This window comes from Acinetobacter brisouioides (genome assembly GCF_004331075.1).
Classification (GTDB): Bacteria; Pseudomonadota; Gammaproteobacteria; order Pseudomonadales; family Moraxellaceae; genus Acinetobacter.
Window position 1 is genome coordinate 114,531 of record NZ_SJNX01000002.1, and the last position, 25,107, is coordinate 139,637.

The following is a 25,107-nucleotide window of genomic DNA, read 5'->3' on the forward strand; positions in this document are numbered from 1 at the left end:
GTTATACCTCCTGCTTTTTCAGCACTAACCCTGCCAAAAACACATAGACCACGCCAAAACCAAACAGAATCAGGTAATACCCTATAAAGCTCTGAAAACTTAACCCTTTGGTAAAACCACCTAGGCTAATCAACTGAAACCATGCTGTTGGGAAACACCATCCCACCCAGTAACCGACACCTGTCAGCGTGGACAACGGGTAAAATAACCCCGAAAAATTCAGTGCAGGAATCATCGACAAAATCGCTGAACCAAAGATTGCCGCAACCTGAGATTTGACGAAACTGGAAATCAGTAACCCAAATGAGGTTGCCGCACAAATCAGGGCAAATGCACCCAATGCCATCGCAAAAAAGTTGCCCCGCACAGGCACACGCAGTACCACAACCGCAAGCCACACCAAAATCAAATAACTGCACATGGCAACAGCGATATACGGCAACTGCTTGCCAATCAAAAACTGCCGTACCGATGCCGGTGAAGTATACAAATTGGTAATCGAACCGATTTCCCGTTCACGCACCACACCCAGCGCGGTCATCATCACAGGAATCAGCATGGTTGCCAGCATGATCATGCCAGGAGCCATCGCATAAATACTTTTAAAATCCTGATTATAGACATAACGTGGCTGAAGCTGCACGGAGTCAGCAGTATTGAGTGAATAGCCCCTTTCCTGCAACTGGTCATTTAAGTAGCTGGTTAATATGCCTAAAACAAAACCTTTAATATTTTCAGCGATAAAAGGTAAAGACCCATCAATATAAAAACCGACTTCTGGCTTTTCTCCTCGCATTAACTGCTGCCCAAAATGCGGTGGAATATCAATCACCAAACGTGCTTGTGAACTTTTCAATGAGTAGTCAATCTGATCACTACTGTCCAGATATTGAGTCAACTTAAAATAGCTCGATGCGGAAAAGTTTTGGATCAACTCACGACTTTCAATGGTCTGATCACGATCCAGTACTGCAAACTTGATTTTTTTTACGTCAAACGATACGCCATAAGCCGCTGCCATCATTAAAATTACAGGGCCGATTAGGGCAAAAAACAGGCGAATCTTGTCACGGAATAATTCTTTGCCTTCACGGACTGCAAATGTCCAAACCGTTGCAAACCAGTACAATATTCCTTGTGCTTGCGCCGAATTAAAGGCTGCAAAATGACTTAAATCTGTAAATTCATGAGAGGTTTCCACAGGTTCTGCTGTGACTGCAACCGCTTGTTCCTGCTGAGAAGCCTCTTGCAAATAGGCAATAAAAGCTTCTTCCAGATCTGAAGTCTGTTGCTGTTGACACAACTGTTCAGGTGAGCCAACCGCCAGCACTTGCCCACGATGCATGAAGGAGATCCGATCACAACGTGCGGCTTCATTCATAAAATGGGTCGATACAAAAATGGTAATGCGGTCATCACGCGACAAACGCAATAAATGTCGCCAGAACATATCTCGTGCTGCAGGGTCAACCCCTGAAGTCGGTTCATCTAAAATCAGCACTTCAGGATGATGTAAACAGGCTGCCGCAAGTTGCAAACGCTGACGCATTCCCAAAGAAATTTCACTGGGCTTGGTAGACGCAATACTCTCCAAGTCAAATTCCTGTAAAGCGGCATCGACCCGTGCAGCAATCTTGGCTTCAGGCATCCGATAAAGCTGCGCATGCAAGACCAGATTTTGCCTGACTGTTAGCTCCTCATATAAAGAAAATGCCTGTGACATGTAACCGACCCGTAAGCGGGTCTGCATATCGGAAGTTTCAATTTGTGTTCCAAGTAATTTAGCACTGCCTTCGGTAGCTTCAAGCAGCCCTGTCAGCATTTTCATGGTGGTGGATTTGCCACAACCATTTGAACCCAAAAAGCCAAAAATTTCACCGCGTTCAATGGTGAAATTGACATGATCGACCGCAGTAAAATCACCGAAACTTTTGGTCAGGTTGACCGCCTCAATCGCTGGAGGTGAGTTTTCATCTTTAATAAAAGGCGTCAGTTGCAAACCATGCTCATCGGTTTTTTTATCATCAGGCAATAGCTTGATATAGGCTTGCTCCAAAGTCTGACTTTGAGTTTGTTGCAACACAGCTTGAGTTGGGGCACTGGCAAGCAACTTGCCATCATCCATTGCCAGCAAATATTCAAAACGCTCCGCTTCATCAATATAGGCTGTTGAAACCAGTACCGTCATACCCTGATTTTCGCTACGCAAGCTATCCACCAGACTCCAGAACTGGCGGCGGGACAATGGATCAACACCTGTGGTTGGCTCATCTAAAATGAGCAATTCAGGCTGATGTACCAGCGCACAGCACAAGCTTAGCTTCTGTTTCATGCCACCAGACAGTTTTCCCGCAGCACGCTCGGCAAATGGTGCGAGTCCTGTTGCCTCCAGCAAGCGCTGAATATGCGCATGACGCACCTGTCGCGGCAAACCAAACAGTCGTGCATGAAAATCGACATTTTCATACACTGATAATGTCGGATAAAGGTTATGCCCCAAACCCTGCGGCATAAATGCCACTTTGTGAGAAAGTGCCCGCTGCTGTTTTTTATTTGACAGGTCACAGCCTAAAACGTGTATGCTCCCCGTCTGAATCACTTTAATCCCAGCGATTAAACTCAATAGTGTTGATTTTCCCACACCATCTGGGCCAATCAGACCGACTGTAACCCCTTTAGGAATCGTTAAACTTACAACATCGAGCGCTTGTACCTGACCATAACGATGTGTGACCGCCTGCATCACTACAGCATTTTCTACAGTGACAGTGGCTTGTTGTTCTGACATTAGCGCGCCCTCGGGTTATGGCTGAGGCAGTTTAATTGCCCATTGCGGTGCCCAGTTCTTTTGCCGATCTAGCCGCACATAACCATTGCCCGTCATGCCACCTTTGAGTAACTGGTTATAACGTAAAGCAATCTCTGTCGGAATAGCGAGTTTGACTTTGTACATGAGTTTCTCGCGCTCATCGGCAGTTTCTACATATTTGGGTGTGAACTGTGCCTGATCAGCAATAAACTTGATTTTGGCAGGAAATACAGCATCTAGCCCGTCCAGTACAATACGAGCTTCATCACCTACTTTGAGTTTACCCACGGTATTGGTTGGTAGAAAAACGGTCATGGTGACATCGCTCGGATCCAGTAATGTCACTACTTTGCTACCTGCAGCGAGGACATTACCCACCTCAGCAATACGGTATTCAACACGTCCTGCTTTTGGCGCCCGAATCAGCATATCTTCATGGGTCGAATCGGCAGATTGGATCTGTGCCTGAGCCTGCCCCACGGTGGCAACAGCCTCGGCTTTCGCAGCTTGAGCAGCTTTGACTGCCGCAAGCTCAGCTTCATACGCTGCCTGACGACGGTCTAACTCAGCTTTAGACACCAAAGCTTGTTGATATAATTGGCGAGTATTATCTAAGTCCAGCTTGGCTACTTTTTCCTGTTGACGGCGTGCACTAATTTCAGCATCAGCACGACTAACCGTTTCCTTCGCACGATCTTTACCTGCCTGCGCGGCCATCACCTGACTATTACTTTGTTCGGAAGAAAGCTGCGCCAAGACTGCATTTTGCTGCACGCTGTCACCTTCATTGACCATAAGTTGTTTGACTCGCCCAGCATATAATGTTGCAACATCCAGACGCTGTAGTTCCAAGCGACCATTTGAAGTGGCAAAACCCTCAGGAAGATGATTTTTACTCTTATAATTCACCCAAACAGCAACACCAATCAGAGCAGCGATCACGACAACAACCAGCACCTTTTTCAGCATGATTTGTCACCCATTGTTAAATCATTTAAATTTATAAATATTTGTAATAATGCCGAGTTTAGCCCCTCTATTGGGCAATATTAAATCAGTAAAATTGATAAGGATAAGATAGTCAACGTCAAGATCATCATCTACCGTCATTTTTAGGCCATCTATTTCTACCGCATCAATTCAATACATGAAAATGAATCTGTAACTCTTAGGTCATATATTAATTACAACCGAATTACTTTTAATCTTAAAGATTATTTATTTGATTTTAATTATAATTTTTTAAAATTCGAGCAATATTCTCACAGGTACGTTCAAGGTTCTCCTGCCCATGCTGACAAGCAGTTGTCAAATCACAACAACGATCTAAAATACCAAAAATTGCAGTAAATCCTTCATGATACAGTTCATCAATCCCCTCACCGACATAGCCTGCACAGGCAAATAATGGCTTCTTGAACTGGTGAGTCACTTTGGCTACACCGAGTGGTGTTTTACCAAATTTGGTTTGAAAATCAATACCACCTTCACCTGTAAAGACATAATCTGCCTGTGCAATATGTTTCGCCAACTGGGTTTGCTCAATAACCAAATCAACGCCTGAATGTAAGTTTGCACCTGTAAATGCCATGAGCCCCGCTGCCAGACCACCTGCCGCGCCCGCTCCTGCAACATTAACAACCTGAATTTGGCAGCACTGTCTAATTTTCTCGACAAAATACTGCAAGTTGGCATCAAGCTGTTGCACCATATCTGCGTCTGCGCCTTTTTGTGAGGCAAATACAGCTGAAGCTCCGTTTATACCCGTTAAAGGATTCGTTACATCACTGGCGATCCAGATTTGAGTATGCTGTAAGCGTGGGTCTAGCTCAGTCAGGTCAATCCGTTGAATCTGCTGCAACTGCCCACCTGCCAATCCTATAGGCAGCTCTTGTTCTTGGGCATCATAAAAACGTACACCGAGTGCCTGAGCCATGCCTGCACCAGCGTCATTGGTTGCACTCCCTCCAAGCCCAATAATTATTTTTTCAACCTGATAGTCTAGCGCAGCACGAATCATTTCTCCCGTGCCTAAAGTGCTCGTCAGCAATGGGTTACGTAATTCAACAGGCAGTAAATCTAGTCCATTGGCTTTTGCCATTTCAATCACAGCGGTTTTCCCCTGATCAATCAACGCAAAATAGGTTGCTACTTTCTGTTCAGGTAAAGAACCTGACACTGTTACCTCAACACGTTGTCCACCACATGCCAACAGCAAAGCATCTACCGTACCTTCCCCACCATCTGCCATCGGAACATGAATAAAATGCGCATCAGGAAAAATTTTGATAATGCCCCTTTGCATCGCTTGGCAAGCCTGCTGTGCAGTCATACTTTCTTTAAAGGAGTCTGGGGCAAGTACAAAGGTTTTTGGCATTTTATTCTCTTATGATCTCAATATATTGTTAAAATCTAAGTGATTTAAAGTTACAGGTCACGCTGATTTTAATTTTTATTTAGATAGACCTCTTTCATGATTGTTTATAAACTTCTCTGTTTTTCTCCCTGAGCAAAATTGAAATATATTTCAGTGCAACACAACAGAAATAAAATAGGCTGATCCACGCCTGTTGTTTATACGGGATTACATCTCTTAAGCTTTCATCAGATATACTTAAGTTTTTTACATAACTTAATGAATCAATTAAATTTATGGTTAATTTCTATTGAAATGGTTTGCTTCAACTTTTTCTCAATTTGAGAAAAAAAATCTTGCGCTACTAATCATTGCAGCAGCAATCCTCTACTGTTTTTTTCCAGTGAAAGGCGCATTAGATCAAGCGCTCAGCCTACCGTGGGTTGATGCACAAGGACATTATTATTTAAGAGACAATTGGTGGTTAATCCATCTAGGGCATGATGGACTCAAACAAATCGTCTGGTTGATTGCATTTGGGCACTTGTATGTTCTCATCGCAGGATACTGGCAAGAAAAATGGCGTGCTTACCGCAGCTTATGTGCCTATGTATTAATTGCAATGATATTGAGTACCAGCACAATCGGTTTACTCAAATCCCAGTCCGAACACGCTTGCCCATGGAATATGGTCGAAATCCAGCATCAAACAGTGACTTGGAGCAAACATATTGTAGGTTTAGGGAAATGCTTTCCTGGTGGTCATGCCTCAGCAGGTTTTGCGCTGATTGCACTATATTTTGCACATCGCCAGTCACACCCCAAAATGGCACGTATATTTTATTGGTGATCGGGTTACTTTTCGGCGCGATAATGAGCGGCGTACAAATGCTGCGCGGTGCGCACTTCCTCAGTCATAACCTTTGGACACTGTGGTGGACATGGGCGATTGACCTTGTCATTTATAGCATTCAGGCACATTATTTTCATGTTGCTGTGGCTATGACTGACTCGTCCATCTCAAAAACTTCAAACTAACCTGCAATCCATTCAAATATGCAGAAGGCTGAAAATGCATTTCTGCATGAATCTGCTCAAGTGCAGTCTGCACAATCGACAACCCCAAACCACTGCCCATCGCTTGATGCTGAGTTTTCTCCAAACGTACAAAACGCTGCATGGCATTCTCATACTGACTTGGATCAATCCCCTCTCCGTCATCATGAATATCAACATACACATGTTTAGCATCAAAACTTATATTTAACAGTATCTTACCTCGCTCTGGATTATACTTGATTGCATTATCAAGCAAATTGAGCATAATCGTTTCGAGTGCAGTAGACAAAGCAATAACATAGATGGGCATCTGCTCATCCTGAACCTGCACCTGAATTTTAATCTGCCTTCTATCCGCACTAGCCAGCAGTTGTCCGACACAACGGCGGACACAATCGAGCATATTCACAGGCTGCAATGTCTGTTTTTCTTGTACATCCTGATGCGCCATGCTCATAAGCTGCTCAACCAAATGTGACATACGCTTTAAGCTCTGCTCTAAATCCTGCAAAGTTTCAGCATACACTTGGGTATCTTTTGCGGTCTTACTCAACAAGGAAACTTGCAAACGAATAGCCGTCAGTGGCGTACGTAGTTCATGTGCAGCATTGGCAATAAACATTTTTTGCTGTTGCTGCTCTTGTTCAATCCGATGAAATAAGTGATTCAGCTCATCAATTGCAGGCGTAATTTCCGCAGGTAAATGTGCAATATGAACTTCAGACAAATCCGAATAATCACGCAGTGCAAAAGTCTGTTTGAGTTCATCAAGTGGTTTAAGATGACGCCGAATCAGTTGATAAAAACCATAAATTGCAAATGGCATAAATAGCACATAGGGAATCAGCATTGTAAATGCCAATTGCTTGGCAAGATGCCGCCTTACTTTCACAAATTGGCTAATCTGGATCTGCCTGTCAGGCAATGGCAACACATAGATTTTTAATTCACCACGCGAAGAATGGATTTTTTGAAAATACGGTTCACTGGCATAACCCACCAAATAATCTGGATGCCTTTCCCTATTTTGCAGCTCTTGCCTCGGGACAATATCAATAAACAGATCTGTTTCATCATAAGGTCGACGCCTATCATAGGTCGATGTACGATAGGAAATATTATTTTTATCAAGGAAAGTTGCCATTTCCTGCATTTGCCGATCTAACACTTCTTCGGATTCTTGCAGAGAAATTTGATATGCAGACATCCCAATCATAAAAAACAATAGGATGCTAAAAATACAAACGCTCAAGGACATCCTTGAGCTGAGTGGAAGTTTGCCATAAAAATGCTGAATGCACCGCCCGTAAGCAGCACATTTAAGCAGATTATTTTGTATGTGTTTCAATACAGTAGCCCAATCCGCGTACCGTGCGAATCAAATTTTTGCCGAGTTTTTGCCGCAGATTATGCACATGCACTTCAATCGTGTTGCTATTGATGTCAGTCTGCCAATCATACAGTTTTTCTTCAAGTACCTGTTTGGAAAAAATCTGGTTCGGGTACATCATCATTGGTTCTAAAATTGCCCATTCTTTTTGGGAAAGTTCTACTGTTTTACCCGCTTTTAACACGCGATGGGTATTTGGAAAAAGTTGAATATTACCAACTTTAAAGCAGATTTCTTCATCTACACTAAAATGACTACGGCGCAGCACCGATTCAATCCGTGCCACCAGTTCTTCAAAGTCATACGGTTTCACCAGATAATCATCTGCACCAAGTTTTAACCCCAGAATTTTATCCTTACTCTGGTCACGGGCACTAATAATAATAATACCCATGCGGTTTAGATCGGCTTTCTTGCGTATATGCTTAAGAATTTCCAAGCCATCAATTTCAGGCAAGCCTAAATCCAGTAACGCAATGTGATAAACATTACGAAATAGAAAATCTAGAGCCTGTAAACCTGTTTGTGCCCAGTCCACATGGAATTTTTCATGTTGCAATAATTGGTAAGTACTCTTACCAATCATCACATCATCTTCAATATAGAGCACTCGAATCATGCTAAATTTGCCCTTTACAGCTCGATAACATATTTAATTTTGGATCAAGTTCCTGAGTCTGGATATTTAACAGCCCCAAGACTGTTGGGAACAGGTTATCCTGACTCCATGCACTGTCTTTATATTGTGACAAGCATTGATAAATCTTACTTTGATCAGACCATTGTGAGGAAAACCAGAATAACATCGGAATATGCGTTTGTTCTTTTGGTGCGACCATATATGGCGTACCGTGTAAATATAACTCACTTTCCCCTGTAGATTCACCATGATCTGATAAATACAGCATACTACTGGCCACAGACTGCTGTTTAAGCAACCCAATAGTTGATGCCAAGATATGATCCGTATACAAAATCGTATTATCATAAGTATTCAGCAAGGCTGAATAGTCACAGTTCTGAATGTTATTGGTTTCACATGTTGGTGTAAATTTTTTAAATTCAGCAGGGTAACGCTTGTAATAAGCTGGCCCATGACTCCCCATTTGATGTAGGACAATCAATTGGCTTTGTTTCAAATGCTCAACATCTAAAGTTTTTAAATAATCACTCAGCGCGTCAATCAGGATGCCATCACGACACTCATTCTTCTCACACCATTTTTGATAACGCGGATCATCTTTAGGTGAAATATAGTGTTTAATTCTGGCACATACACCTTTACAACCTGAGTTATTATCAATCCATGTGACCTGATAACCTGCTCGCTGAGCAATATCGAGCAGCCCTTCGCGGTGCGATGCTAAGCCATCGTCATAATTTTTACGTGGCATACCCGAGAACATACACGGAACTGCAACTGAAGTTTGTGTACCACAAGATTCAACATTAGTAAAATTAATAATATCGAGTTTCGATAGCTCAGGATTGGTTCTTTTACTGTAGCCATTTAAACTGAAATTTTGGGCACGGGCTGTTTCACCTACAACAAGCACTAAAATTTTAGGCTTAGTTTGTGCAGCCGTAGCAACAACATGTGCATCTAGCCCATATGGAACCAATGTTTTATCGCTGTGCTTAAACTGCTTGCTGATATAACTCGTACCGCTTGATAACACATTCAATGGTGAAATTTGTGCCTTGAGCTGACGGTGTTCACGGAAAATCGGAGCGTACTGACTATAAAATGAAAAAAGCCCGCCACCCATGACGGCTAAGGCGATGACTAAACTTGTAAGCTTGGTCATGACGACTTTTTTAAAAGAATCCTGACGAATCTGGATAAAATACACAACAATCATTGGCAATACAATTGTTGCCAAACACCACAATAAAAATGGAAAAGACAACAAATCTAAAGTTTCATGCAAATCAGTTTGTGCCACATTTTCAATTTGTGAAGTGCTAACATCCACACCAAGCTGATTGACAAAATATGAAGTCATACCTGTCAGAATAATCAGTACAATGCTTAGGGCCTTTGCCATTTTACGCCAGTTCAACAACTGCAACACAAAGAAATAAAAACTCCCAATTAATACAAATGTCACAAAAATAAATAAATAATTACTTATTCCCTGATATGAGCTGAGTTGGGAAATATTGCGATAAAAACTGAAGTTAGTAAATCCAGCCAACCAACATGCAACCAAACCATTAAACACTGCTAATGACAGGCTGATTTTATTTTTTGAAATAAACGTCAGCATAATAAAGATCATTGTCGATAGAAGATCGGCAATTAGACCTTGCGAACCTTAAGAGCTTCTTACAAATACTTACAATTAAAATCAACAACTTACACTAAAATGTAAAGTTATGTAGTTTTAAATCTTAATTCAAAGCGTATTTATTACAGAGAAAAACGTTATTTTATAATGTTTTAGAATGAACCTTGTTCAAAAAACATATTTCATTTTTATTACAATAAATAGTTTATTTTTTAGGCATTTGAAATTAAAAACACAATAAAATCATGTCATGAAGCATTTAAATGCTCTTTTGTATTTCATCCACAATACAAACTAAAATTAAAAAAACATCATATCCAAGATATTATTCGGTGAACCTATACATTACCGAACATATCAAAAAATTTAAAATTAAATACAGAGCGAATTAAAAATATTCAATGTTCTAACTCTCAAAATATCTTTCAATTCAGTGCTATCAAGAACAAGTTTCACCAAGGTCGGCTAACTAAATTGAGAGTGAGCTTATTTACGGAAACGAATGAACTTCGCAGGATTACCTGCAACCACCTGTTTGCTTGCAACATGTTTCGTGACCATGCTGTTCATCCCAACAATGACATGATCCTCGATTTGTACACCGTCTTTCACACCCACATGCGCACCAAGCCAAACATCACGTCCAACCTGAATACCTTGAGAACGTACAGGCTGCTGATAAATCGGTTCTGCCAAATCCATACCATGATCGAAAGCATACAAATGGCAATACGCTGCGAGGCGTGCTTGATCGCCTAAGGTAATTCCTGCCCGTCCACCATCCAAAATACAATGATGGTTGATCGCAACTTCATTACCAATCGTAAGCGGTCCATGTAACGTACTATCTGCTGCAATAAAGGTATTATCACCAATCGTAATTTTTCGCCCACGCTCAGCAAAAATATGCGCTAAAGGTGAAATAAAACAGTTTTGACCAATTTCAACAGTTTCCATTTCCATGAGATAGGCTTGGTACTCTTGTTGCCATTGCTCCGCCCATAACCGATGCTTTGGTTTTAAAGTCCAATATAACCAAGGCATATAATTTAGGCGCTGTTTATGCTGTTCACGATATTTCAATAATGGATCATCAACCTGCATCTGGCAATTCCTCATCTAAGATGTGTAGTTGTTCGCGCCCACGGGTAACATCCTGAATTTTTTTAGCAAGGGCTTCGATTTGATGAATCTGCAACTTAGCCAAAACTGTAACACCTTCGGCTGTATAGTCTTCTTGAAACTCAATGCCTTGCTGTTGCATTTCGTATTGAAAGATTGCCCATTCATTAAATAAGCACGAGAAAGAAACCTGCTTCTTTTCAATTAACTCAATTTTTTCAGCCAGTAATAAACATTGACCTGCGCAACCACCATAAGCACGAACTAAACCACCTATGCCTAATTTAATACCACCATACCAACGATTGACCAACACCAGAACATTCGTCAACTCATTGCCTTCGATGGTCGCTAAAATAGGACGCCCAGCCGTACCTGATGGTTCACCATCATCATTAAAGCGGACTTGATGACCGATTTTCCATGCCCAACATTGGTGGGTGGTGCTGGTGTCTTTATATAACGCCAAGAAATCTTTGACATCCTGTTCAGTTTCGACAGGAGTCGCAAATGCCTGAAAACGGCTTTTTTTGATCTCTTCTTCAAAACTCACCGATGTTGCAATGGTAAAAGGCATAACCCTGAATCAATCTAAAAATCTGGAGGCATATCATAAAAGGTCTGAGCACATAATCAAAAGAGCTTTTATGATTTTGCATGAGAAAATCACCTCAAATTAGGGAATATTGACAGCCTCGCCCATCACACCAATTTAGTACCCATTTATATCTTGGTCAGATCTTGTATATGGCCTTAAATTGTAAAAATATGAATTTCTTTCATAACTTGTATTTTTAAAAAAATTTGTCATAAAAAACTATAACTTTAAAGTTAAATTAAACAAATGGTGCAATAATCCAATGATTTGTATAACAGGATCCAAACTGTGAGTATATATACTCAAGCCATTGAATATCAGTATCAAAATCAACAACTAAAAGGTTATCTGGTTTACCCAACACCGTATATTCAGCCTTCGGCAGGATTACTGATGGCACCCAACTGGATGGGAATCAAGCCCAGCGATATCGACATCGCAAACGAAGTCGCAGCACAAGGCTATTGTGTATTTTTACTGGATTTATATGGTAAAAATCGCCGCCCTAAAGATGCCACTCAGGCAGGTGAATGGGTATCACACATTAAAAATACCGAACATGAAGTAGGTTTATTAGCAGCAGCACATCAAGCACTATTGCAACAAACTTACTGTAAGCTTGACCCACAGCATATAGCAGCCTTTGGTTTTTGTTTAGGCGGGCATAATGTACTGGAATACGCGCGTAGTGGTGCGGAAATTCAAGCTGCGATTTCGTTCCATGGCTCACTTGACTCATCAGGCTTATATCGCATGCAGCAGTTTAAAGGTTCTGTTTTAGTTCTAGACGGCGCTTGCGATCCGCTCGTTCCACGTGAACAGTTGCAAGAATTTAGTGAAGAAATGAAAGAAACTGAGTTAGATTGGCAATTGATCAGTTATGGCCAAACTTATCATTCTTTTACAGAAAAAACTGCCAATGAAGCAGGCATCAAACAATATAACGAAAAATCATCAAAACGTGCCTTCCAAAGCATGTATGAACTTTTAGAAGATGTTTTCCAATAACCCAAAACAGGATATTCATTTCATGTATACCTTATGGATTGGCAATAAAAATTACTCATCTTGGTCACTGCGTGCATGGCTCAGCCTGCGTGCACTTGACATTCCTTTCCAAGAACAGCTTAGCCCATTAAATTTGGGCAGTAGCAGCTACCAAAAATTCAAGGCATTTTCCCCATCTGGTAAAGTGCCTTGTTTAATTGATGGCGAGCAAGTGGTCTGGGATTCATTGGCAATTATTGAATATGTTGCTGAACAATATCCAAAACTCTTGCCGCAAGATAAAGTAGCGCGCGCATGGGCACGCTGTGCAATGGCAGAAATGCACTCGGGTTTTATGGAATTGCGTTCACGCTGTCCAATGAACTGTGCATTAACAGGGATTGAGATTGAACATACACCTGCACTCGATCACGACATTCAGCGTCTGGATGAACTATTGCAACAAGGTTTGACCCAATTTGGCGGTATATGGTTGGCAGGTAAAGACTTTGGTGCTGTCGATGCATTTTTTGCCCCCGTTGCGCTACGTGCAAAAAGCTACAGTCTCAAATTTTCTGAAACTACTCAGCAATGGATGCAGCGTATTTTGCAACACTCTGCTGTACAAGAGTGGTCTCAGCAAGGCAAACAAGAAGATTTTTAATGCATAAAAAAGCCTGTTTCTACAGGCTTTTTCTTACTCACAGATTTATGCTTCTGGTGCGGTTAACTCAGTCATTGGCCAGCGTGGTGTTGTAGTCACAGATAAACCATCACATGCACCTGACTTCAAACGCTGGTATCCAGCAAATGCAATCATTGCACCATTGTCTGTACAGAGTGCAGGCTCAGCATAGTAGACCTGTGCTTTAATTTTGGCGAGTTTTTGTTCCAGACTTTCACGTAACCGCAGATTGGCACTCACCCCACCAGCAATGACTAAGCGCTTTAAACCTGTCTGCTTTAAAGCTTTGACTGATTTTTTCACTAAAGTATCGACAATCGCTTCTTGGAATGACGCTGCAATATCCGCATCGCGGTTCTCATCACCCAGTTTTTTCATTTGTACTGACACCGCAGTTTTTAAACCACTAAATGAAAAATCCAGACCTTGATGCAACATCGGACGTGGGAATTCAAAGGCTTCGTGGCTACCACTCAATGCCAACTTGGCAATATTTGGCCCACCTGGATAAGGTAAGCCCATCATTTTCGCCACTTTATCGAAGGCTTCACCTGCCGCATCATCAATCGACTCGCCTAGTAATTCATACTGACCAATGCCATAAGCGGCCATCAACTGCGTATGTCCGCCAGACACCAACAAAGCGACAAATGGAAACTCTGGTGGGTTTTTGGAAAGTAGCGGTGCCAACATATGTCCTTCCATATGATGCACTCCGATCGCTGGCTTGTTTAATGCAAAAGCTAAAGTACGACCAAACAGTGCGCCTGTCATGAGCGCCCCCATCAAACCAGGGCCTCGGGTGTAGGCGATGGCATCAATCTGGCTTTTCTTGATACCGCTTTGCTGTAACAACTCATTGAGTAATGGAATTAATTTACGCACATGATCACGCGATGCCAACTCAGGCACCACACCACCATATTCGGCATGTAGCTTAATTTGACTGTATAGTACTTGACCTAAAAGCCCCTGCTCACTGTCGTAAAGTGCCAGTCCAGTTTCGTCACAAGATGTTTCCAAGCCTAAAACGATCATTTAAATGCCTATTTTCACTATCCAAATTACAGCCATCGCTATTATAGACTTGTGATATGAGATGTAAATGAGTAAAATACTGACCTTCACTTGTGATCGAAGGCAATTCAGCCTAGATCTTATCCATAACTTAATGAGGATTCTTCATGCCACAAGTTAAATTGAAAGAAGGCGAACCAGTAGACGTAGCTATCCGTCGTTTCAAGCGTTCATGCGAAAAAGCGGGTGTTTTAGCTGACGTTCGTAAACGTGAATTTTACGAAAAACCAACTCAAGAACGTAAACGTAAAAAAGCTGCTGCTGTTAAACGCTACCAAAAGAAATTGGCTCGCGAATCAGTACGTACTACTCGCCTTTACTAAGATTAATTTGTGATTGATTGACTCACCTGGACAAAATAAATGACTACTTTAAAAAACCAAATAACTGATGTTTTGAAAGCCGCAATGCGTGCTAAAGAAATGGACAAGTTAACGGTAATTCGTAGTCTACAGGCAGCAATCAAGCAAATCGAAGTCGATGAGCGCATAGAGCTTGACGATACTCAGGTTCTTGCGGTCATTGAAAAGCAAATAAAACAACGTAAAGAATCGGTTAAAGCCTTTGAAGGCGCTGGCCGAGAAGATTTAGCTAGTAAGGAACAAGCCGAAATTGAAGTTTTATCTCAATTTCTACCAGAAGCTATGACTGAGGAAGAGCTTGATTCCATCATTGCACAGACTATTACTGCGCAAGAAGCTACTAGCATGAAAGATATGGGTAAGGTGATGAACTCTCTACGTCCGCTCATAGCCGGGCGTGCTGATCCTGCACTTGCATCTGCAAAAGTTAAAGCACAACTTGCTTAAGACCTAAAGACCCAAGTAAAAAGACAGATCATCAAATATTCATTGCACAGCATTTAAATTATACTGTGCAATCAAGTTCTTATATAAAACACAATTCATTTTTTGCATTACTATATGATTAGATGCATAAATGCTCGAAATTTCCTGCCTCAATAATTCCCTATTCTAACTTACAGACATGATTCAAATCTATCTAGGTATCCTGTGACATAGATGCTTTCAGATCTTATAAGCTTTAACAACGCATTTTTCTTTGCATATATTGATTTGAAAAATCAGCCTTTTCGAGATTCATTTCCGCTACATTATGTATTTTCAACAAGCCTTATCTTGCAAAACTCGGCACACTAGATAACCCCAAAACTACAACTACGATTAACTTTTTCATAAAATGCTCAATTAAATAATTTTTATTTATATATTTTGATTGTTGATCAATCATTTTGAGTCATAAAAGATTTTTTAATAAATACCGCACAGCAGATCAAATGTTGATGCTGCGCAGTCATAGGCTCATTTTAAATTACACTTCACACCCATTTTCTGTAAGCTCTGATAATCTGGTGCTTCATAAACTGCCTGAGTAATAAACTCTTGCTTCGTCACTTTACGATCTTCCTCTACCAACAACTCACGATTCTGATCAAGTACCGCATACATATCGTTAATTAGACCTTGGGTAATCTTGCAAAAATTCTGAGATTGCTGTGCGGTAAATTGAGTTGCTTTGGGATCAATAGAATTTAAAAATGCCTGCATTTCAGCATCATGCTTTTGAGTGGACTGCTCTAGTTTTTGTTCTAGTTCTTGCTGGCTATGCGCTTTTAAAGCGGATTCCGAAGCAAAGCTCGATACACTACATAAACCTAAAGCCAGCACACAAATTAGTTTTTTCATAGAAATTCTCAAAATTTATTCTAAAGTAAATAATCGCTCTGCCTGCATTTGTTTTAAGCGATGCTCAATTGTAGCAGACAAAGATAAATTATCTTTGGCTAAACGCTGGGCATGTAGCAATGATTTGATGCCCTCTTCTTCCAAACCTGACCAAAATTCCATCTCGGCGCGGTAGCGTAACACCTGTATTGTCTGAACAGGCGAAGCTTGATCAATCACCGCCGCACGCTGCATCAAATCCCAGCCCTGCACATCATGCGGGTTATCCTTTAAAATTTTATTGACCAAATTAAATACAGCAGCAGGCTGTTTTTTTCGGATCAACACCTCAGCCAACTTATAAGTCAAGGCACGATTTTCAGGCATGATTTTCTGCTGTGACACAATGGTTTGATAAGCCTGATCAAACTGGTGCTGTGCCAAAAAAATATCGGTTTGCAACAGCACTGCCAATATATTTTTACGTATTTGTATTTGTGCTGTATTAAGGGCTACTTGAGCTTGGTCAGCATCGCCTTGTTGCAGATAAAATGCGGTGAGTGCCAAAGTAGCGGCCTGATTATGCTGTGCTTGCAAGGTTTTAAGTTGCAACTCAGTCACATCATTTGACAACACCGCAGCATACCATTTCATTAACTCATAATCTGGATCGCTAATATTGGATTTTACATTTGGAAATTGCTTTGCTCGCAATCGCGCTTCACTCATACGTGCAGAGGTGAGTGGATGCGTCATCCAAAACTCAGGCATAAAACTCAATTGCACCGAAGAGCGCTGCATCCGTTCAAAAAAATCTGCCATCGCATTTGGGTTATAGCCTGCTGCCACCATATATTGCATGCCAATACGATCCGCTTCTCGCTCCTGATCACGACTATAACTCAACTGTTGACTGGCCAATGCCGCCTGTGTTCCAAGCATCACCGCAGAACCTGCACCACTATTAGACTGTGTAGCAATTGCTGCACCAACCAAAATTCCTGCAAGTGCCAACAAACCCTGCCCCTTAAACGCTTCTTGCGATCGGCTATAGTGACGCTGCGTGACGTGCGCGACTTCATGTCCCATCACACTCGCAACTTCATCGCGATTTTTTGCCAATGCAATTAAACCTGTATTGATTGCAAATACACCACCTGGCACAGCAAAAGCATTGACTTGTTTGTCTTTAATAATCAACAAGCCAATCGGCGCACCCAAATTGGTTTGACTAACAATATTGCGAAAAATAGCATCTAGCTGATCTTGTAGCCAAGGATTTTGAATGACATCGAGATGCGAATGAATTTCTCGATAAACTTTTTCCCCTAAAATTTTCTCATTTTGCTGATCAATAATTCCGACACTCATGCCTCCAACACTAGGGACATCGAGCGATTCAGGGTTATAATGAGATGCAAAATCCTCAGCATAAACAGGCATTGAAATAGCACATGCCAAACAAATCAGTCGCTGCATCAGGGTTTTAGTCATATTCACCTTTCAGGCTCAGACAAAGTTTGGATTCACCAAATAACGCGGTGTTCGATCTTCAAGTGCATCTATCAGGTTTCGATAGGCAAGTTCTGCCATTTTTAATCGTGTGGCTGCGGTAGCTGAACCCAAATGCGGTAAAGTGACCACATTGTCGAGATTAAACAACTCCGACTGTTGTAAAGGTTCTTTGCAATAGACATCTAGGCCCGCTGCAAAGATTTTTTTAGCTTTTAGAGTTTCAATCAAAGCAGTTTCATCAAGCACTGAACCACGGGAAATATTAACCAATACCGCATGTGACTGCATTAAATCTAGTTCAGCCTGCCCGATCAATGCTTTTGAATCTGCATTTAAATCTACCGCCACCACCACAAAGTCCGAGCGTTTTAGTAACTCTGCCAGATTACAATATTGTGCATTAAAAGATTGAGAAACTTCGATTTTTTCACGGCGGTTATGATAAAGAATATTCATGTTAAAACCATAAAAACCACGCCGAGCAATGGCTGCACCAATATGTCCTAGCCCTATGATGCCCAAAGTTTTACCAAAGATATCCTGTCCAAATTGTGCTGCGCCAACAGTGCGTTGCCATTGCCCTTGTTTTGTCCAGCGATCCAGTTCAGGCACACGGCGTGCGGCACTCATGAGCAAAGTAAATGCCAAATCTGCGGTCGTTTCAGTCAGCACATGTGGCGTATGTCCTAGCCAGATTTTTTTCTGATTTAAATAATTTACATCGTAATTATCGTAACCGACACTGACACTCGAAATGACTTTCAGACGCTGTGCTGGTGCAAGGTTTGCTTCATTCAAAATTCGTCCTGCACCAATCATGCCATCAGCATCAACCACATGCTGGCGAATCTGTTCATTGACATCGCCTTGTTTGGGATTAATCTGCACCACAGCATAATTTTCTTGGAGTCGAGTGAGAATTTCTGGGGCGATTTGACTAAAAACCAGCACTTTTTTTAGCATAAAGCAATCCTAGAGTCTTAAGTGTTGAATCAATTTCCATAATTGTTGTTTTAACAATGGCTGCTGTAACATATCCTGCAAGCTTGCTACAGTTTGGCAAGAAAGCTTAAATGATACAGGCAGCTCCCCCAAACAAAAAATGCTTTTTTCGGCTGCCACAACATCCAAAAAACCTTGTAAATAATCTTGTAAACCACTTGGCTCTTGCAAATTAGCCAATGGAAACGGCCACTGCAAACTTGCATCCTGTAAATGTAATGCCTGCTGAATATTGCGCCATAAAGGTAATGTCTGGGCTGTGAGCTGCTGCTGATCGACGAGCAAAACAAATTGTTCAGTAAATAAAACCTGTAACTGAAAGGCTTGCTGCTCTATTTCTAGCGGTTCTAGATCTATCTTAGTGACCGCAGCAGCGTGTGCTGTTTCCTGTAAGTTTAATGGTGTTTCTACAGCTTTTATATTTAAACTAACATGCTGATCATCGGGCTTGATCACCGTTTCTTGTTTTATTTCTTTTTTTAGTACAACCTCAGGCTCAAGCTCAAGTAATTTCGGTACTGTTAATGTCCGACTCGGTTGTCCGATATCCGCATCACGCCATAATATCGTTGCAGTTGAGATAGAACGCACAGCAGCATGCCGAGGAATCCACAGATCAATTCCCATCATGGCGAGTTGTTGGCGCTGTTGCTCTATCATCATCTCATCATCTTTTCTAAAGTTAGCATAGTGTAGATTATTTCGCTGTGAAACCGAATGGTATTTGCCGATTTGCTACACGATCATGATACTGTTTTTCTTCATGACTTGATCCACGATTTCATCGGTTTCAAAACCTAAACGCCAATAAAGCAACTGTAGAACATCCAGTTCATCTTGGGTAATCACTCGATCATTCCACAAATATTCCTCAGCAATACTTAAAATACGCAAGCGATCACGCAGCAGCAACCCTGAAATGTCTTGCAGAATCTCGCCTAGATCAATCGGCTCATCGGATAAATCCTGATAATGCGCCCAATCTTCCGGTTTGATCAGTCTTTTGATCAGATTTTCACGTATTTCTAGCTGATTACTGGCGTTAAGTTGCTGTACATGCAAGAGCGCATCCATCAAACGCATCACTTCAGGCAATACATCATTAAATGCGGTTGGCATATGGGTCGGGAGCAAGTTGAGTTGATACTTCACTCGCTCAATCAGCAAGGCATCCAGCAAACCAATTTCACCATCCGCCTGCGCAATTAATGCCAGTTTGGTTAAAAACTGCCGTGATGAACTCAATGGCATACGCTGAATATTTTGACAAGCCAAATAGAAAACCTGTACATGCTGCCGCCCATCAATACTCAATAAAGCATCAACAATGGCACGACTCACTTCGGCATGTTTAGGAATAAATTCACGATACTGGCGAATCATTAAAATCGCCACAAGAACCTCCCTTGAACCTGATGCAGTTTGCAAAGCGCGATCAATTTGTTCAGGACGTGACATTTTTGCACGTATTTCTGGATTTAATGGCTTAATCGCATCTTTAAGGGTAAAACTAATTGGCGACAACCGTAGCAAAGGCAACGGTTGAGGTGCAGACCATGTAAATGCAACTTCATGCCCTTCATCACCAAAAGGATGAAACAAACTAAATAACGGCTGGGTTTTAAGTTTTTTCAAATTTTCCAGACGTAAATCTTCAAGTAAATTAGGGTTTAACTCGTAAATGCGTCGCTCAATGCTCGGATGAATATTCAACCAGCTCTGACTACTCAGTGAGTTGGCAAAACACATATGTGCTATCGATTCCGAATAAGCACTATGAATTTGAGAACCTGCGTGATGCACATAAATCCGTAATAGCGTCTGAATATTGGCATCATTGGCAATCAATTGTGTTGTATAAACATCATTTTTGAATGTCCGCCCGATTAACGTAATAAATTTAATTAAACGAGAAATCAACAACCCTAAGCTACCCATGAGCCAGATGATGCCACCCAAAGCGACTAAAATGGTTTCAAATTTATTTTGACGTTTTGCATGATACGGTTTAAAACCATACCGCGCCACCTTGCTCCCCAACTGACTAAAAGTCGTTAAGCTACTAAACATGATTTTCAGGCGAGTGTTTTGATAAGTTTCACCCGTCAAAATCTGGTTAAATGCGTAGCTAAACAGACCATATAACTCAATTTCATCTAGGTTTTGCAATGCTCCCCATGTAATCACAATCACGGTATCGTCAGGGTGTACTCCTGCCGTAAGTGCATTTACACCGACTTCATCTGGCAATACATATACAGCAGGAACACGCAACCGATATTGTTTGGCAAATTGCTGGGTAATTTTAATTGCAATCGTTTCTTCAGGTGTGCTTTCCATGGGATTTAAAAAGCGCGCACGTAACTGTTTTGCCAACGAGTGCCCACCTTCACGAAACACATAAACTTCGTACAGCACCGAACCGAGCATGATTGCCAAAATGACCAGTAGTACAATCGGGCTCAGGTTATACCAAAACACCGACTGTGTCGGGTCAATATAATGCATGACCAGACCAAAAGATAAATTAAGCACCACCAAGGTCAGTACAATCGCCAACGAACAAATAGTCGTCGACCAAAATAAGCTTTTCTGATGTCCTGAAGAAAGTGTTTCCATTGCCAAATAACTGCCTCAATGCATACCTGCCTATTCATCATAAAATAAAAAAGCGGGGAAATCCCGCTTTTTCACTATGATGAGTTAACAGGATTATTCTTCACGAATCCCTGTTAAATCTACAGAGGCTGCATCAATATTCACATCGATATAACCATCTTTTTTCTTTTTTGCAAGGTCGCTACGGCTACGTTGCAAATTGTCTAGATATGCTTGATCAATATCGCCAGTGACATAAACACCATCAAATACTGAACAGTCAAACTCGCTAACTTCTGGCACTTTTGGAATACGAATTGCATCCTTTAAATCTTCCAAGTCTTGGAAAATTAAGCGGTCAGCACCAATAATTTCACGAATTTCTTCAACAGTACGATCCGATGCAATCAGTTCAGTCTTGGCTGGCATATCAATACCGTACACGTTTGGATATTTCACCATAGGTGCAGCCGATGCAAAATAGACATTTTTTGCACCTGAATCACGTGCCATCTGAATAATTTCATTACAGGTTGTACCACGGACGATTGAGTCATCGACCAACAGAACATTTTTACCTTTAAATTCAAGCTCAACTGGGTTGAGTTTTTGGCGTACTGATTTTTTGCGTTGTTGCTGACCTGGCATAATAAAGGTGCGTCCCACGTAACGGTTTTTCATAAACCCTTCGCGGAATTTAATGCCCAAGATATTTGCAAGTTCAAGCGCAGAAGTACGGCTGGTATCTGGAATTGGAATGACCACATCAATATCGTGATCTTCGCCCCATTCTTTCAAAATGCGGTTTGCCAGTTTTTCACCCATTTTAAGGCGAGCTTTATACACAGAAATACCATCAATCGTCGCGTCTGGGCGAGCAAAATACACATACTCAAAAATACATGGGAAGTATTTTGGATCTGTTGCACATTGCTTAGTGAACAATTCACCATCCGCATTGATATAAACAGCTTCGCCTGGTGCAATATCACGCTCAACCTTAAAGCCAAGTGCAGTAATCGCAACCGATTCAGAAGCGATGATATATTCAATCTTGCCCGACTCGGTCACACGTGAACCATAAATTAATGGACGAATACCATTTGGATCACGGAAGCCCACCAAACCTTGTCCAGTCACCATTGCAACGACACCATACGCACCGCGGCAACGCTGATGTACACGATGTACGGCATAGAAAATATCTTCTGGTGTTGGATGTAAAGTTCTGAGTTTTTGCAATTCATGCGCAAACACATTCAGCAATACTTCCGAATCCGAATCCGTATTCATATGTCGTAGATCAGTTTCGAACAGATCTTGACGAATATCATCCGCATTGGTCAGATTACCATTATGTGCCAAGGTAATCCCGTAAGGCGAGTTTACATAAAATGGCTGCGCTTCTGCACTGCTTGATGAACCTGCGGTTGGGTAACGTACATGCCCAATACCATAGTTACCTTGTAAAGCACGCATATGGCGAGTGTGAAATACATCACGCACCAAACCGTTGTCTTTACGCAAAAATAAACGCCCATTGTGACAAGTGACAATACCTGCTGCATCTTGTCCACGATGCTGTAACATCGTTAAAGCATCAAACAACAATTGGTTAACTGGCGCATGCCCAGCAATCCCAACAACTCCACACATAGCAACCTCGCAGACAAGCTTGGATTAATTAAAAGGGTTTTTAGTCAAATGTTCTGAGCTGCTCCGTACAGGAGTTCCTTGCTCAGAAGAAGAATCATCTGAAGTTGCAACCTCAGCCTGATCCTGATGATTCATATGTTTTATGGCATCACTAGCAACATTTTTAGAAAACTCTGTTGCAAGAGGTGCGTATGGCAATAATGCCTGGACAAATAAGGAATGTTTCCATGATTGTGCAGTATGCAACCATGGCGCAAGGCTTTGCATCACAATCAGGACAATAAATAAACTCTTGAGTGTACCAAATAGTGCACCTGCAAGACGGTTTAATGGATCAAGTTTCAGTGTTTTCAAAACACTACTTAATAGAGAAGTTAGCAGCCATGTAACTACAATCACAGCCAATGCCACACAGGCAAACGCAGCAACCTTTTGCACCATAACATTATGGCTAAACACAGACATGAACGGTGCAAACGTACTCGCCAAACAGGTTGCCACAATCAGCGCAAAAATCCAGCCCAGCAAACTCGCTAAAGCACTTAACAATCCTCGTCGCAATCCGTTAATGCAGCTAAACACCAAGATTGCAAGGACAATAATGTCTATGGTATTCATAAATTTACGTCATAGCACGAATACAATCTTGCACCAAGTCTGGACCTGTATAAATCAGACCACTGTAGATTTGAACTAAACTTGCACCCACCTGTTGCTTAGCATGTGCTTGTTCACCTGTCAAAATTCCCCCCACACCAATGAGGGGAATCTGATTTTTTAACACAGCAGCAAAAGTTTTTAAACAGGCTGTACTTTTTTCAAACACAGGCGCACCAGACAAACCACCAGCCTCATCGCCAAATGGTAGATTTTCCACCCCTTCACGCGACAGTGTCGTATTGGTCACAATCAAACCATCGATTTTGTATGCCAAGAGTTGTTTAGCAATAAATGCAATATCATCTGTGCTTAAATCAGGCGCGACTTTCAAAACTAAAGGCACATAATGCCCATATTGTTCAGCCAGTTCAGCCTGACGATTTTTCAAAGTTTTAAGCAAATGCGTCAATGCTTCTCCACTTTGCAAGCTACGCAAATTTTTTGTATTCGGTGAAGAAATATTCACTGTTACATAAGACGCATAGTTATAAACTTTCTCTAAACAGATTAAATAATCATCAGCTGCTTTTTCGACAGGAGTATCGGCATTTTTACCAATATTGATTCCTAAAACCCCTTTATATTGTGCAGCCTTGACATTTTCTACAAGTTTATCCACACCGTCGTTATTAAATCCCATACGGTTAATAATTGCTTTGGCTTGTGGAAGACGAAATAATCGGGGTTGTGGATTGCCCACTTGTGGACGTGGCGTGATGGTTCCAATTTCGATAAAACCAAAACCTAGTGCAGCGAGTGCATCAATATAGTCGCCATTTTTGTCTAGACCTGCCGCCAATCCAACTGGATTTGGAAATTCAATTCCCATACAAGTGACAGGTTTTGCGATAAATTTAGAGTTTACTAGCCCCATTTTATGCGCAGTTTTCAGCCATGATAATGTAAGTTCATGCGCACGCTCTGGTGCTAACGAAAACAACAAAGGGCGAGCCAGTGAATACATCATAAAATCATCGAGTGGGTAGTTTGAAAACCGCCTTATTATAGGCATGCATACGCAAAAACACCATGCTTCACAACGCTTTATTTATAATATTCGTAACTAAGGTGTTGTGATTTTCATCACTAATTCCTGAAAAATCATTGAATTGCTCTACGACAGCGAACAATTCAATGACAATTTTATCTTAGGCAAGCGGAATAAAACTCGCCTTTTGCGTTGATAAGCCTTCTGCGATCACTGCCTGCTCATAAATTCTTGCCTCTGCCAGTGCAAATGGCTGAAATGCCAATTGAGTCAGACGCTCAGCAATATAGGCCACCACATTCATGTGACACACCACAACAATTGACTCATAAGGGAGCTTTGACAACCAGTCGACTGCCAAATCTGGATCATCATCAGGTTTAATGTGGTCACATAACATGACAGGTACATTGGAAAAATAATACTGAATATGTGCCAGAGTTTCCTGTGCCCGCAACAATGGGCTTACCACAAATAAATCTGGCTGAACTTTATGGCGCAAAAATTCTGCGGTTTGCTCAGCTTGCAAATGCCCACGTTTGGTTAGTGGACGTTTAATATCGTTACCATGAATAGGCGGAGCAGCTTCACCATGACGAACCAAAGTTAATTGCATAAAATTTCCTGAT

Annotated in this window: 24 protein-coding genes; 6 read left to right on the forward strand and 18 right to left on the reverse strand. The window is 41.5% G+C overall.

Annotated features, from left to right (window positions below; translation table 11 throughout):
- Position 1: 1 nt before the first annotated feature.
- The 3 genes from rbbA to E0H77_RS03420 form a co-directional block, all read right to left on the reverse strand.
- Entirely contained in the window at positions 2–2,788 is a 2,787-nt protein-coding gene (gene rbbA, locus E0H77_RS03410) for a ribosome-associated ATPase/putative transporter RbbA (protein WP_131375012.1), read from the reverse strand.
- Positions 2,789–2,803: 15 nt separating this feature from the next.
- On the reverse strand, positions 2,804–3,778 hold the full coding sequence (locus E0H77_RS03415; protein ID WP_131375014.1) for an HlyD family secretion protein: 975 nt from the start codon (positions 3,776–3,778) through the stop codon (positions 2,804–2,806).
- 259 nt (positions 3,779–4,037) lie between these two features.
- The gene (locus tag E0H77_RS03420) at positions 4,038–5,186 is read right to left on the reverse strand and encodes a glycerate kinase (protein ID WP_131375016.1); all 1,149 of its coding nucleotides are present in this window, start codon (positions 5,184–5,186) and stop codon (positions 4,038–4,040) included.
- Between the two features lie 382 nt (positions 5,187–5,568).
- Between E0H77_RS03420 and E0H77_RS03425 the strand changes: the two genes are divergently transcribed.
- The gene (locus tag E0H77_RS03425; RefSeq protein ID WP_131375018.1) at positions 5,569–6,015 is read left to right on the forward strand and encodes a hypothetical protein; all 447 of its coding nucleotides are present in this window, start codon (positions 5,569–5,571) and stop codon (positions 6,013–6,015) included.
- A gap of 23 nt (positions 6,016–6,038) precedes the next feature.
- Positions 6,039–6,203: a hypothetical protein gene (locus tag E0H77_RS13730; RefSeq protein WP_165491486.1), complete on the forward strand. Its 165-nt coding sequence runs from the start codon at positions 6,039–6,041 to the stop codon at positions 6,201–6,203.
- Here the strand turns inward: E0H77_RS13730 and E0H77_RS03430 are convergent.
- The 5 genes from E0H77_RS03430 to E0H77_RS03450 all read right to left on the reverse strand — a co-directional run bounded on the left by E0H77_RS03430 (position 6,166) and on the right by E0H77_RS03450 (position 11,604).
- Positions 6,166–7,440, reverse strand: coding sequence for a sensor histidine kinase (locus tag E0H77_RS03430; RefSeq protein WP_131375020.1), 1,275 nt, complete (start codon positions 7,438–7,440; stop codon positions 6,166–6,168). The two genes, E0H77_RS13730 and E0H77_RS03430, sit on opposite strands and share 38 nt — an antisense overlap.
- Before the next feature lie 112 nt (positions 7,441–7,552).
- Positions 7,553–8,233, reverse strand: a complete 681-nt coding sequence (locus E0H77_RS03435) for a response regulator transcription factor (RefSeq protein WP_131375022.1) — start codon at positions 8,231–8,233, stop codon at positions 7,553–7,555.
- Position 8,234: 1 nt separating this feature from the next.
- The gene (locus tag E0H77_RS03440; RefSeq protein ID WP_171478304.1) at positions 8,235–9,884 is read right to left on the reverse strand and encodes a phosphoethanolamine transferase; all 1,650 of its coding nucleotides are present in this window, start codon (positions 9,882–9,884) and stop codon (positions 8,235–8,237) included.
- A gap of 507 nt (positions 9,885–10,391) precedes the next feature.
- Entirely contained in the window at positions 10,392–11,009 is a 618-nt protein-coding gene (locus tag E0H77_RS03445) for an acyltransferase (RefSeq protein WP_131375024.1), read from the reverse strand.
- A complete protein-coding gene (locus tag E0H77_RS03450) occupies positions 10,999–11,604 on the reverse strand; it encodes an IMPACT family protein (protein ID WP_131375025.1) in 606 nt (201 codons plus the stop codon). The genes E0H77_RS03445 and E0H77_RS03450 overlap by 11 nt, the downstream gene beginning before the upstream one ends.
- A 309-nt stretch (positions 11,605–11,913) precedes the next feature.
- Between E0H77_RS03450 and E0H77_RS03455 the strand changes: the two genes are divergently transcribed.
- Positions 11,914–12,633: a dienelactone hydrolase family protein gene (locus E0H77_RS03455; protein ID WP_165491488.1), complete on the forward strand. Its 720-nt coding sequence runs from the start codon at positions 11,914–11,916 to the stop codon at positions 12,631–12,633.
- Positions 12,634–12,655: 22 nt separating this feature from the next.
- Complete coding sequence (locus E0H77_RS03460) at positions 12,656–13,276, forward strand: glutathione S-transferase family protein (protein ID WP_131375028.1); 621 nt, start codon at positions 12,656–12,658, stop codon at positions 13,274–13,276.
- A gap of 45 nt (positions 13,277–13,321) precedes the next feature.
- Here E0H77_RS03460 and tsaD read toward each other — a convergent pair whose 3' ends face one another.
- Positions 13,322–14,335, reverse strand: a complete 1,014-nt coding sequence (gene tsaD, locus E0H77_RS03465) for a tRNA (adenosine(37)-N6)-threonylcarbamoyltransferase complex transferase subunit TsaD (RefSeq protein WP_131375030.1) — start codon at positions 14,333–14,335, stop codon at positions 13,322–13,324.
- A 146-nt stretch (positions 14,336–14,481) separates the two neighbouring features.
- On the opposite strand from tsaD, the gene rpsU reads away from it, so the two are divergent.
- Together rpsU and E0H77_RS03475 are read left to right on the forward strand one after the other, a co-directional pair.
- A complete protein-coding gene (rpsU, locus tag E0H77_RS03470; RefSeq protein ID WP_001136722.1) occupies positions 14,482–14,697 on the forward strand; it encodes a 30S ribosomal protein S21 in 216 nt (71 codons plus the stop codon).
- A gap of 39 nt (positions 14,698–14,736) precedes the next feature.
- Complete coding sequence (locus tag E0H77_RS03475) at positions 14,737–15,183, forward strand: GatB/YqeY domain-containing protein (protein WP_004751594.1); 447 nt, start codon at positions 14,737–14,739, stop codon at positions 15,181–15,183.
- A gap of 513 nt (positions 15,184–15,696) precedes the next feature.
- Here E0H77_RS03475 and E0H77_RS03480 read toward each other — a convergent pair.
- The 9 genes from E0H77_RS03480 to E0H77_RS03520 form a co-directional block, all read right to left on the reverse strand.
- A complete protein-coding gene (locus E0H77_RS03480; protein ID WP_131375032.1) occupies positions 15,697–16,080 on the reverse strand; it encodes a hypothetical protein in 384 nt (127 codons plus the stop codon).
- A 15-nt stretch (positions 16,081–16,095) separates the two neighbouring features.
- Positions 16,096–17,553 (reverse strand): M48 family metalloprotease, encoded by a 1,458-nt coding sequence (locus E0H77_RS03485; protein ID WP_131375034.1) that lies wholly within the window; start codon positions 17,551–17,553, stop codon positions 16,096–16,098.
- Between the two features lie 15 nt (positions 17,554–17,568).
- Positions 17,569–18,537, reverse strand: coding sequence for a 2-hydroxyacid dehydrogenase (locus E0H77_RS03490; protein WP_131375037.1), 969 nt, complete (start codon positions 18,535–18,537; stop codon positions 17,569–17,571).
- A 9-nt stretch (positions 18,538–18,546) separates the two neighbouring features.
- Positions 18,547–19,239: a hypothetical protein gene (locus E0H77_RS03495; RefSeq protein ID WP_131375039.1), complete on the reverse strand. Its 693-nt coding sequence runs from the start codon at positions 19,237–19,239 to the stop codon at positions 18,547–18,549.
- Between the two features lie 72 nt (positions 19,240–19,311).
- On the reverse strand, positions 19,312–21,195 hold the full coding sequence (locus E0H77_RS03500; RefSeq protein ID WP_131375491.1) for a M48 family metalloprotease: 1,884 nt from the start codon (positions 21,193–21,195) through the stop codon (positions 19,312–19,314).
- Positions 21,196–21,288: 93 nt separating this feature from the next.
- Entirely contained in the window at positions 21,289–22,830 is a 1,542-nt protein-coding gene (gene purF, locus E0H77_RS03505) for an amidophosphoribosyltransferase (protein WP_131375041.1), read from the reverse strand.
- A gap of 24 nt (positions 22,831–22,854) precedes the next feature.
- The gene (locus E0H77_RS03510) at positions 22,855–23,448 is read right to left on the reverse strand and encodes a CvpA family protein (RefSeq protein WP_131375043.1); all 594 of its coding nucleotides are present in this window, start codon (positions 23,446–23,448) and stop codon (positions 22,855–22,857) included.
- 4 nt (positions 23,449–23,452) lie between these two features.
- The gene (locus tag E0H77_RS03515; RefSeq protein WP_131375045.1) at positions 23,453–24,457 is read right to left on the reverse strand and encodes a quinone-dependent dihydroorotate dehydrogenase; all 1,005 of its coding nucleotides are present in this window, start codon (positions 24,455–24,457) and stop codon (positions 23,453–23,455) included.
- A gap of 181 nt (positions 24,458–24,638) precedes the next feature.
- A complete protein-coding gene (locus E0H77_RS03520) occupies positions 24,639–25,094 on the reverse strand; it encodes a SixA phosphatase family protein (protein ID WP_131313297.1) in 456 nt (151 codons plus the stop codon).
- Positions 25,095–25,107 lie beyond the last annotated feature (13 nt).

Excerpts from the sequence above, each read along its gene's own strand:
- rpsU (WP_001136722.1), top strand. The coding sequence starts at position 14,482 with ATGCCACAAGTTAAATTGAAAGAAGGCGAACCAGTAGACGTAGCTATC.
- E0H77_RS03500 (WP_131375491.1), bottom strand. The coding sequence starts at position 21,195 with ATGGAAACACTTTCTTCAGGACATCAGAAAAGCTTATTTTGGTCGACG.
- rbbA (WP_131375012.1), bottom strand. The coding sequence starts at position 2,788 with ATGTCAGAACAACAAGCCACTGTCACTGTAGAAAATGCTGTAGTGATG.
- tsaD (WP_131375030.1), bottom strand. The coding sequence starts at position 14,335 with ATGATCGTTTTAGGCTTGGAAACATCTTGTGACGAAACTGGACTGGCA.
- E0H77_RS03490 (WP_131375037.1), bottom strand. The coding sequence starts at position 18,537 with ATGCTAAAAAAAGTGCTGGTTTTTAGTCAAATCGCCCCAGAAATTCTC.
- E0H77_RS03475 (WP_004751594.1), top strand. The coding sequence starts at position 14,737 with ATGACTACTTTAAAAAACCAAATAACTGATGTTTTGAAAGCCGCAATG.
- E0H77_RS03485 (WP_131375034.1), bottom strand. The coding sequence starts at position 17,553 with ATGACTAAAACCCTGATGCAGCGACTGATTTGTTTGGCATGTGCTATT.
- E0H77_RS03430 (WP_131375020.1), bottom strand. The coding sequence starts at position 7,440 with ATGATTGGGATGTCTGCATATCAAATTTCTCTGCAAGAATCCGAAGAA.
- E0H77_RS13730 (WP_165491486.1), top strand. The coding sequence starts at position 6,039 with ATGAGCGGCGTACAAATGCTGCGCGGTGCGCACTTCCTCAGTCATAAC.
- E0H77_RS03435 (WP_131375022.1), bottom strand. The coding sequence starts at position 8,233 with ATGATTCGAGTGCTCTATATTGAAGATGATGTGATGATTGGTAAGAGT.
- E0H77_RS03495 (WP_131375039.1), bottom strand. The coding sequence starts at position 19,239 with ATGATGATAGAGCAACAGCGCCAACAACTCGCCATGATGGGAATTGAT.
- purF (WP_131375041.1), bottom strand. The coding sequence starts at position 22,830 with ATGTGTGGAGTTGTTGGGATTGCTGGGCATGCGCCAGTTAACCAATTG.
- E0H77_RS03450 (WP_131375025.1), bottom strand. The coding sequence starts at position 11,604 with ATGCCTTTTACCATTGCAACATCGGTGAGTTTTGAAGAAGAGATCAAA.
- E0H77_RS03420 (WP_131375016.1), bottom strand. The coding sequence starts at position 5,186 with ATGCCAAAAACCTTTGTACTTGCCCCAGACTCCTTTAAAGAAAGTATG.
- E0H77_RS03480 (WP_131375032.1), bottom strand. The coding sequence starts at position 16,080 with ATGAAAAAACTAATTTGTGTGCTGGCTTTAGGTTTATGTAGTGTATCG.
- E0H77_RS03445 (WP_131375024.1), bottom strand. The coding sequence starts at position 11,009 with ATGCAGGTTGATGATCCATTATTGAAATATCGTGAACAGCATAAACAG.
- E0H77_RS03460 (WP_131375028.1), top strand. The coding sequence starts at position 12,656 with ATGTATACCTTATGGATTGGCAATAAAAATTACTCATCTTGGTCACTG.
- E0H77_RS03440 (WP_171478304.1), bottom strand. The coding sequence starts at position 9,884 with ATGCTGACGTTTATTTCAAAAAATAAAATCAGCCTGTCATTAGCAGTG.
- E0H77_RS03415 (WP_131375014.1), bottom strand. The coding sequence starts at position 3,778 with ATGCTGAAAAAGGTGCTGGTTGTTGTCGTGATCGCTGCTCTGATTGGT.
- E0H77_RS03515 (WP_131375045.1), bottom strand. The coding sequence starts at position 24,457 with ATGATGTATTCACTGGCTCGCCCTTTGTTGTTTTCGTTAGCACCAGAG.
- E0H77_RS03520 (WP_131313297.1), bottom strand. The coding sequence starts at position 25,094 with ATGCAATTAACTTTGGTTCGTCATGGTGAAGCTGCTCCGCCTATTCAT.
- E0H77_RS03510 (WP_131375043.1), bottom strand. The coding sequence starts at position 23,448 with ATGAATACCATAGACATTATTGTCCTTGCAATCTTGGTGTTTAGCTGC.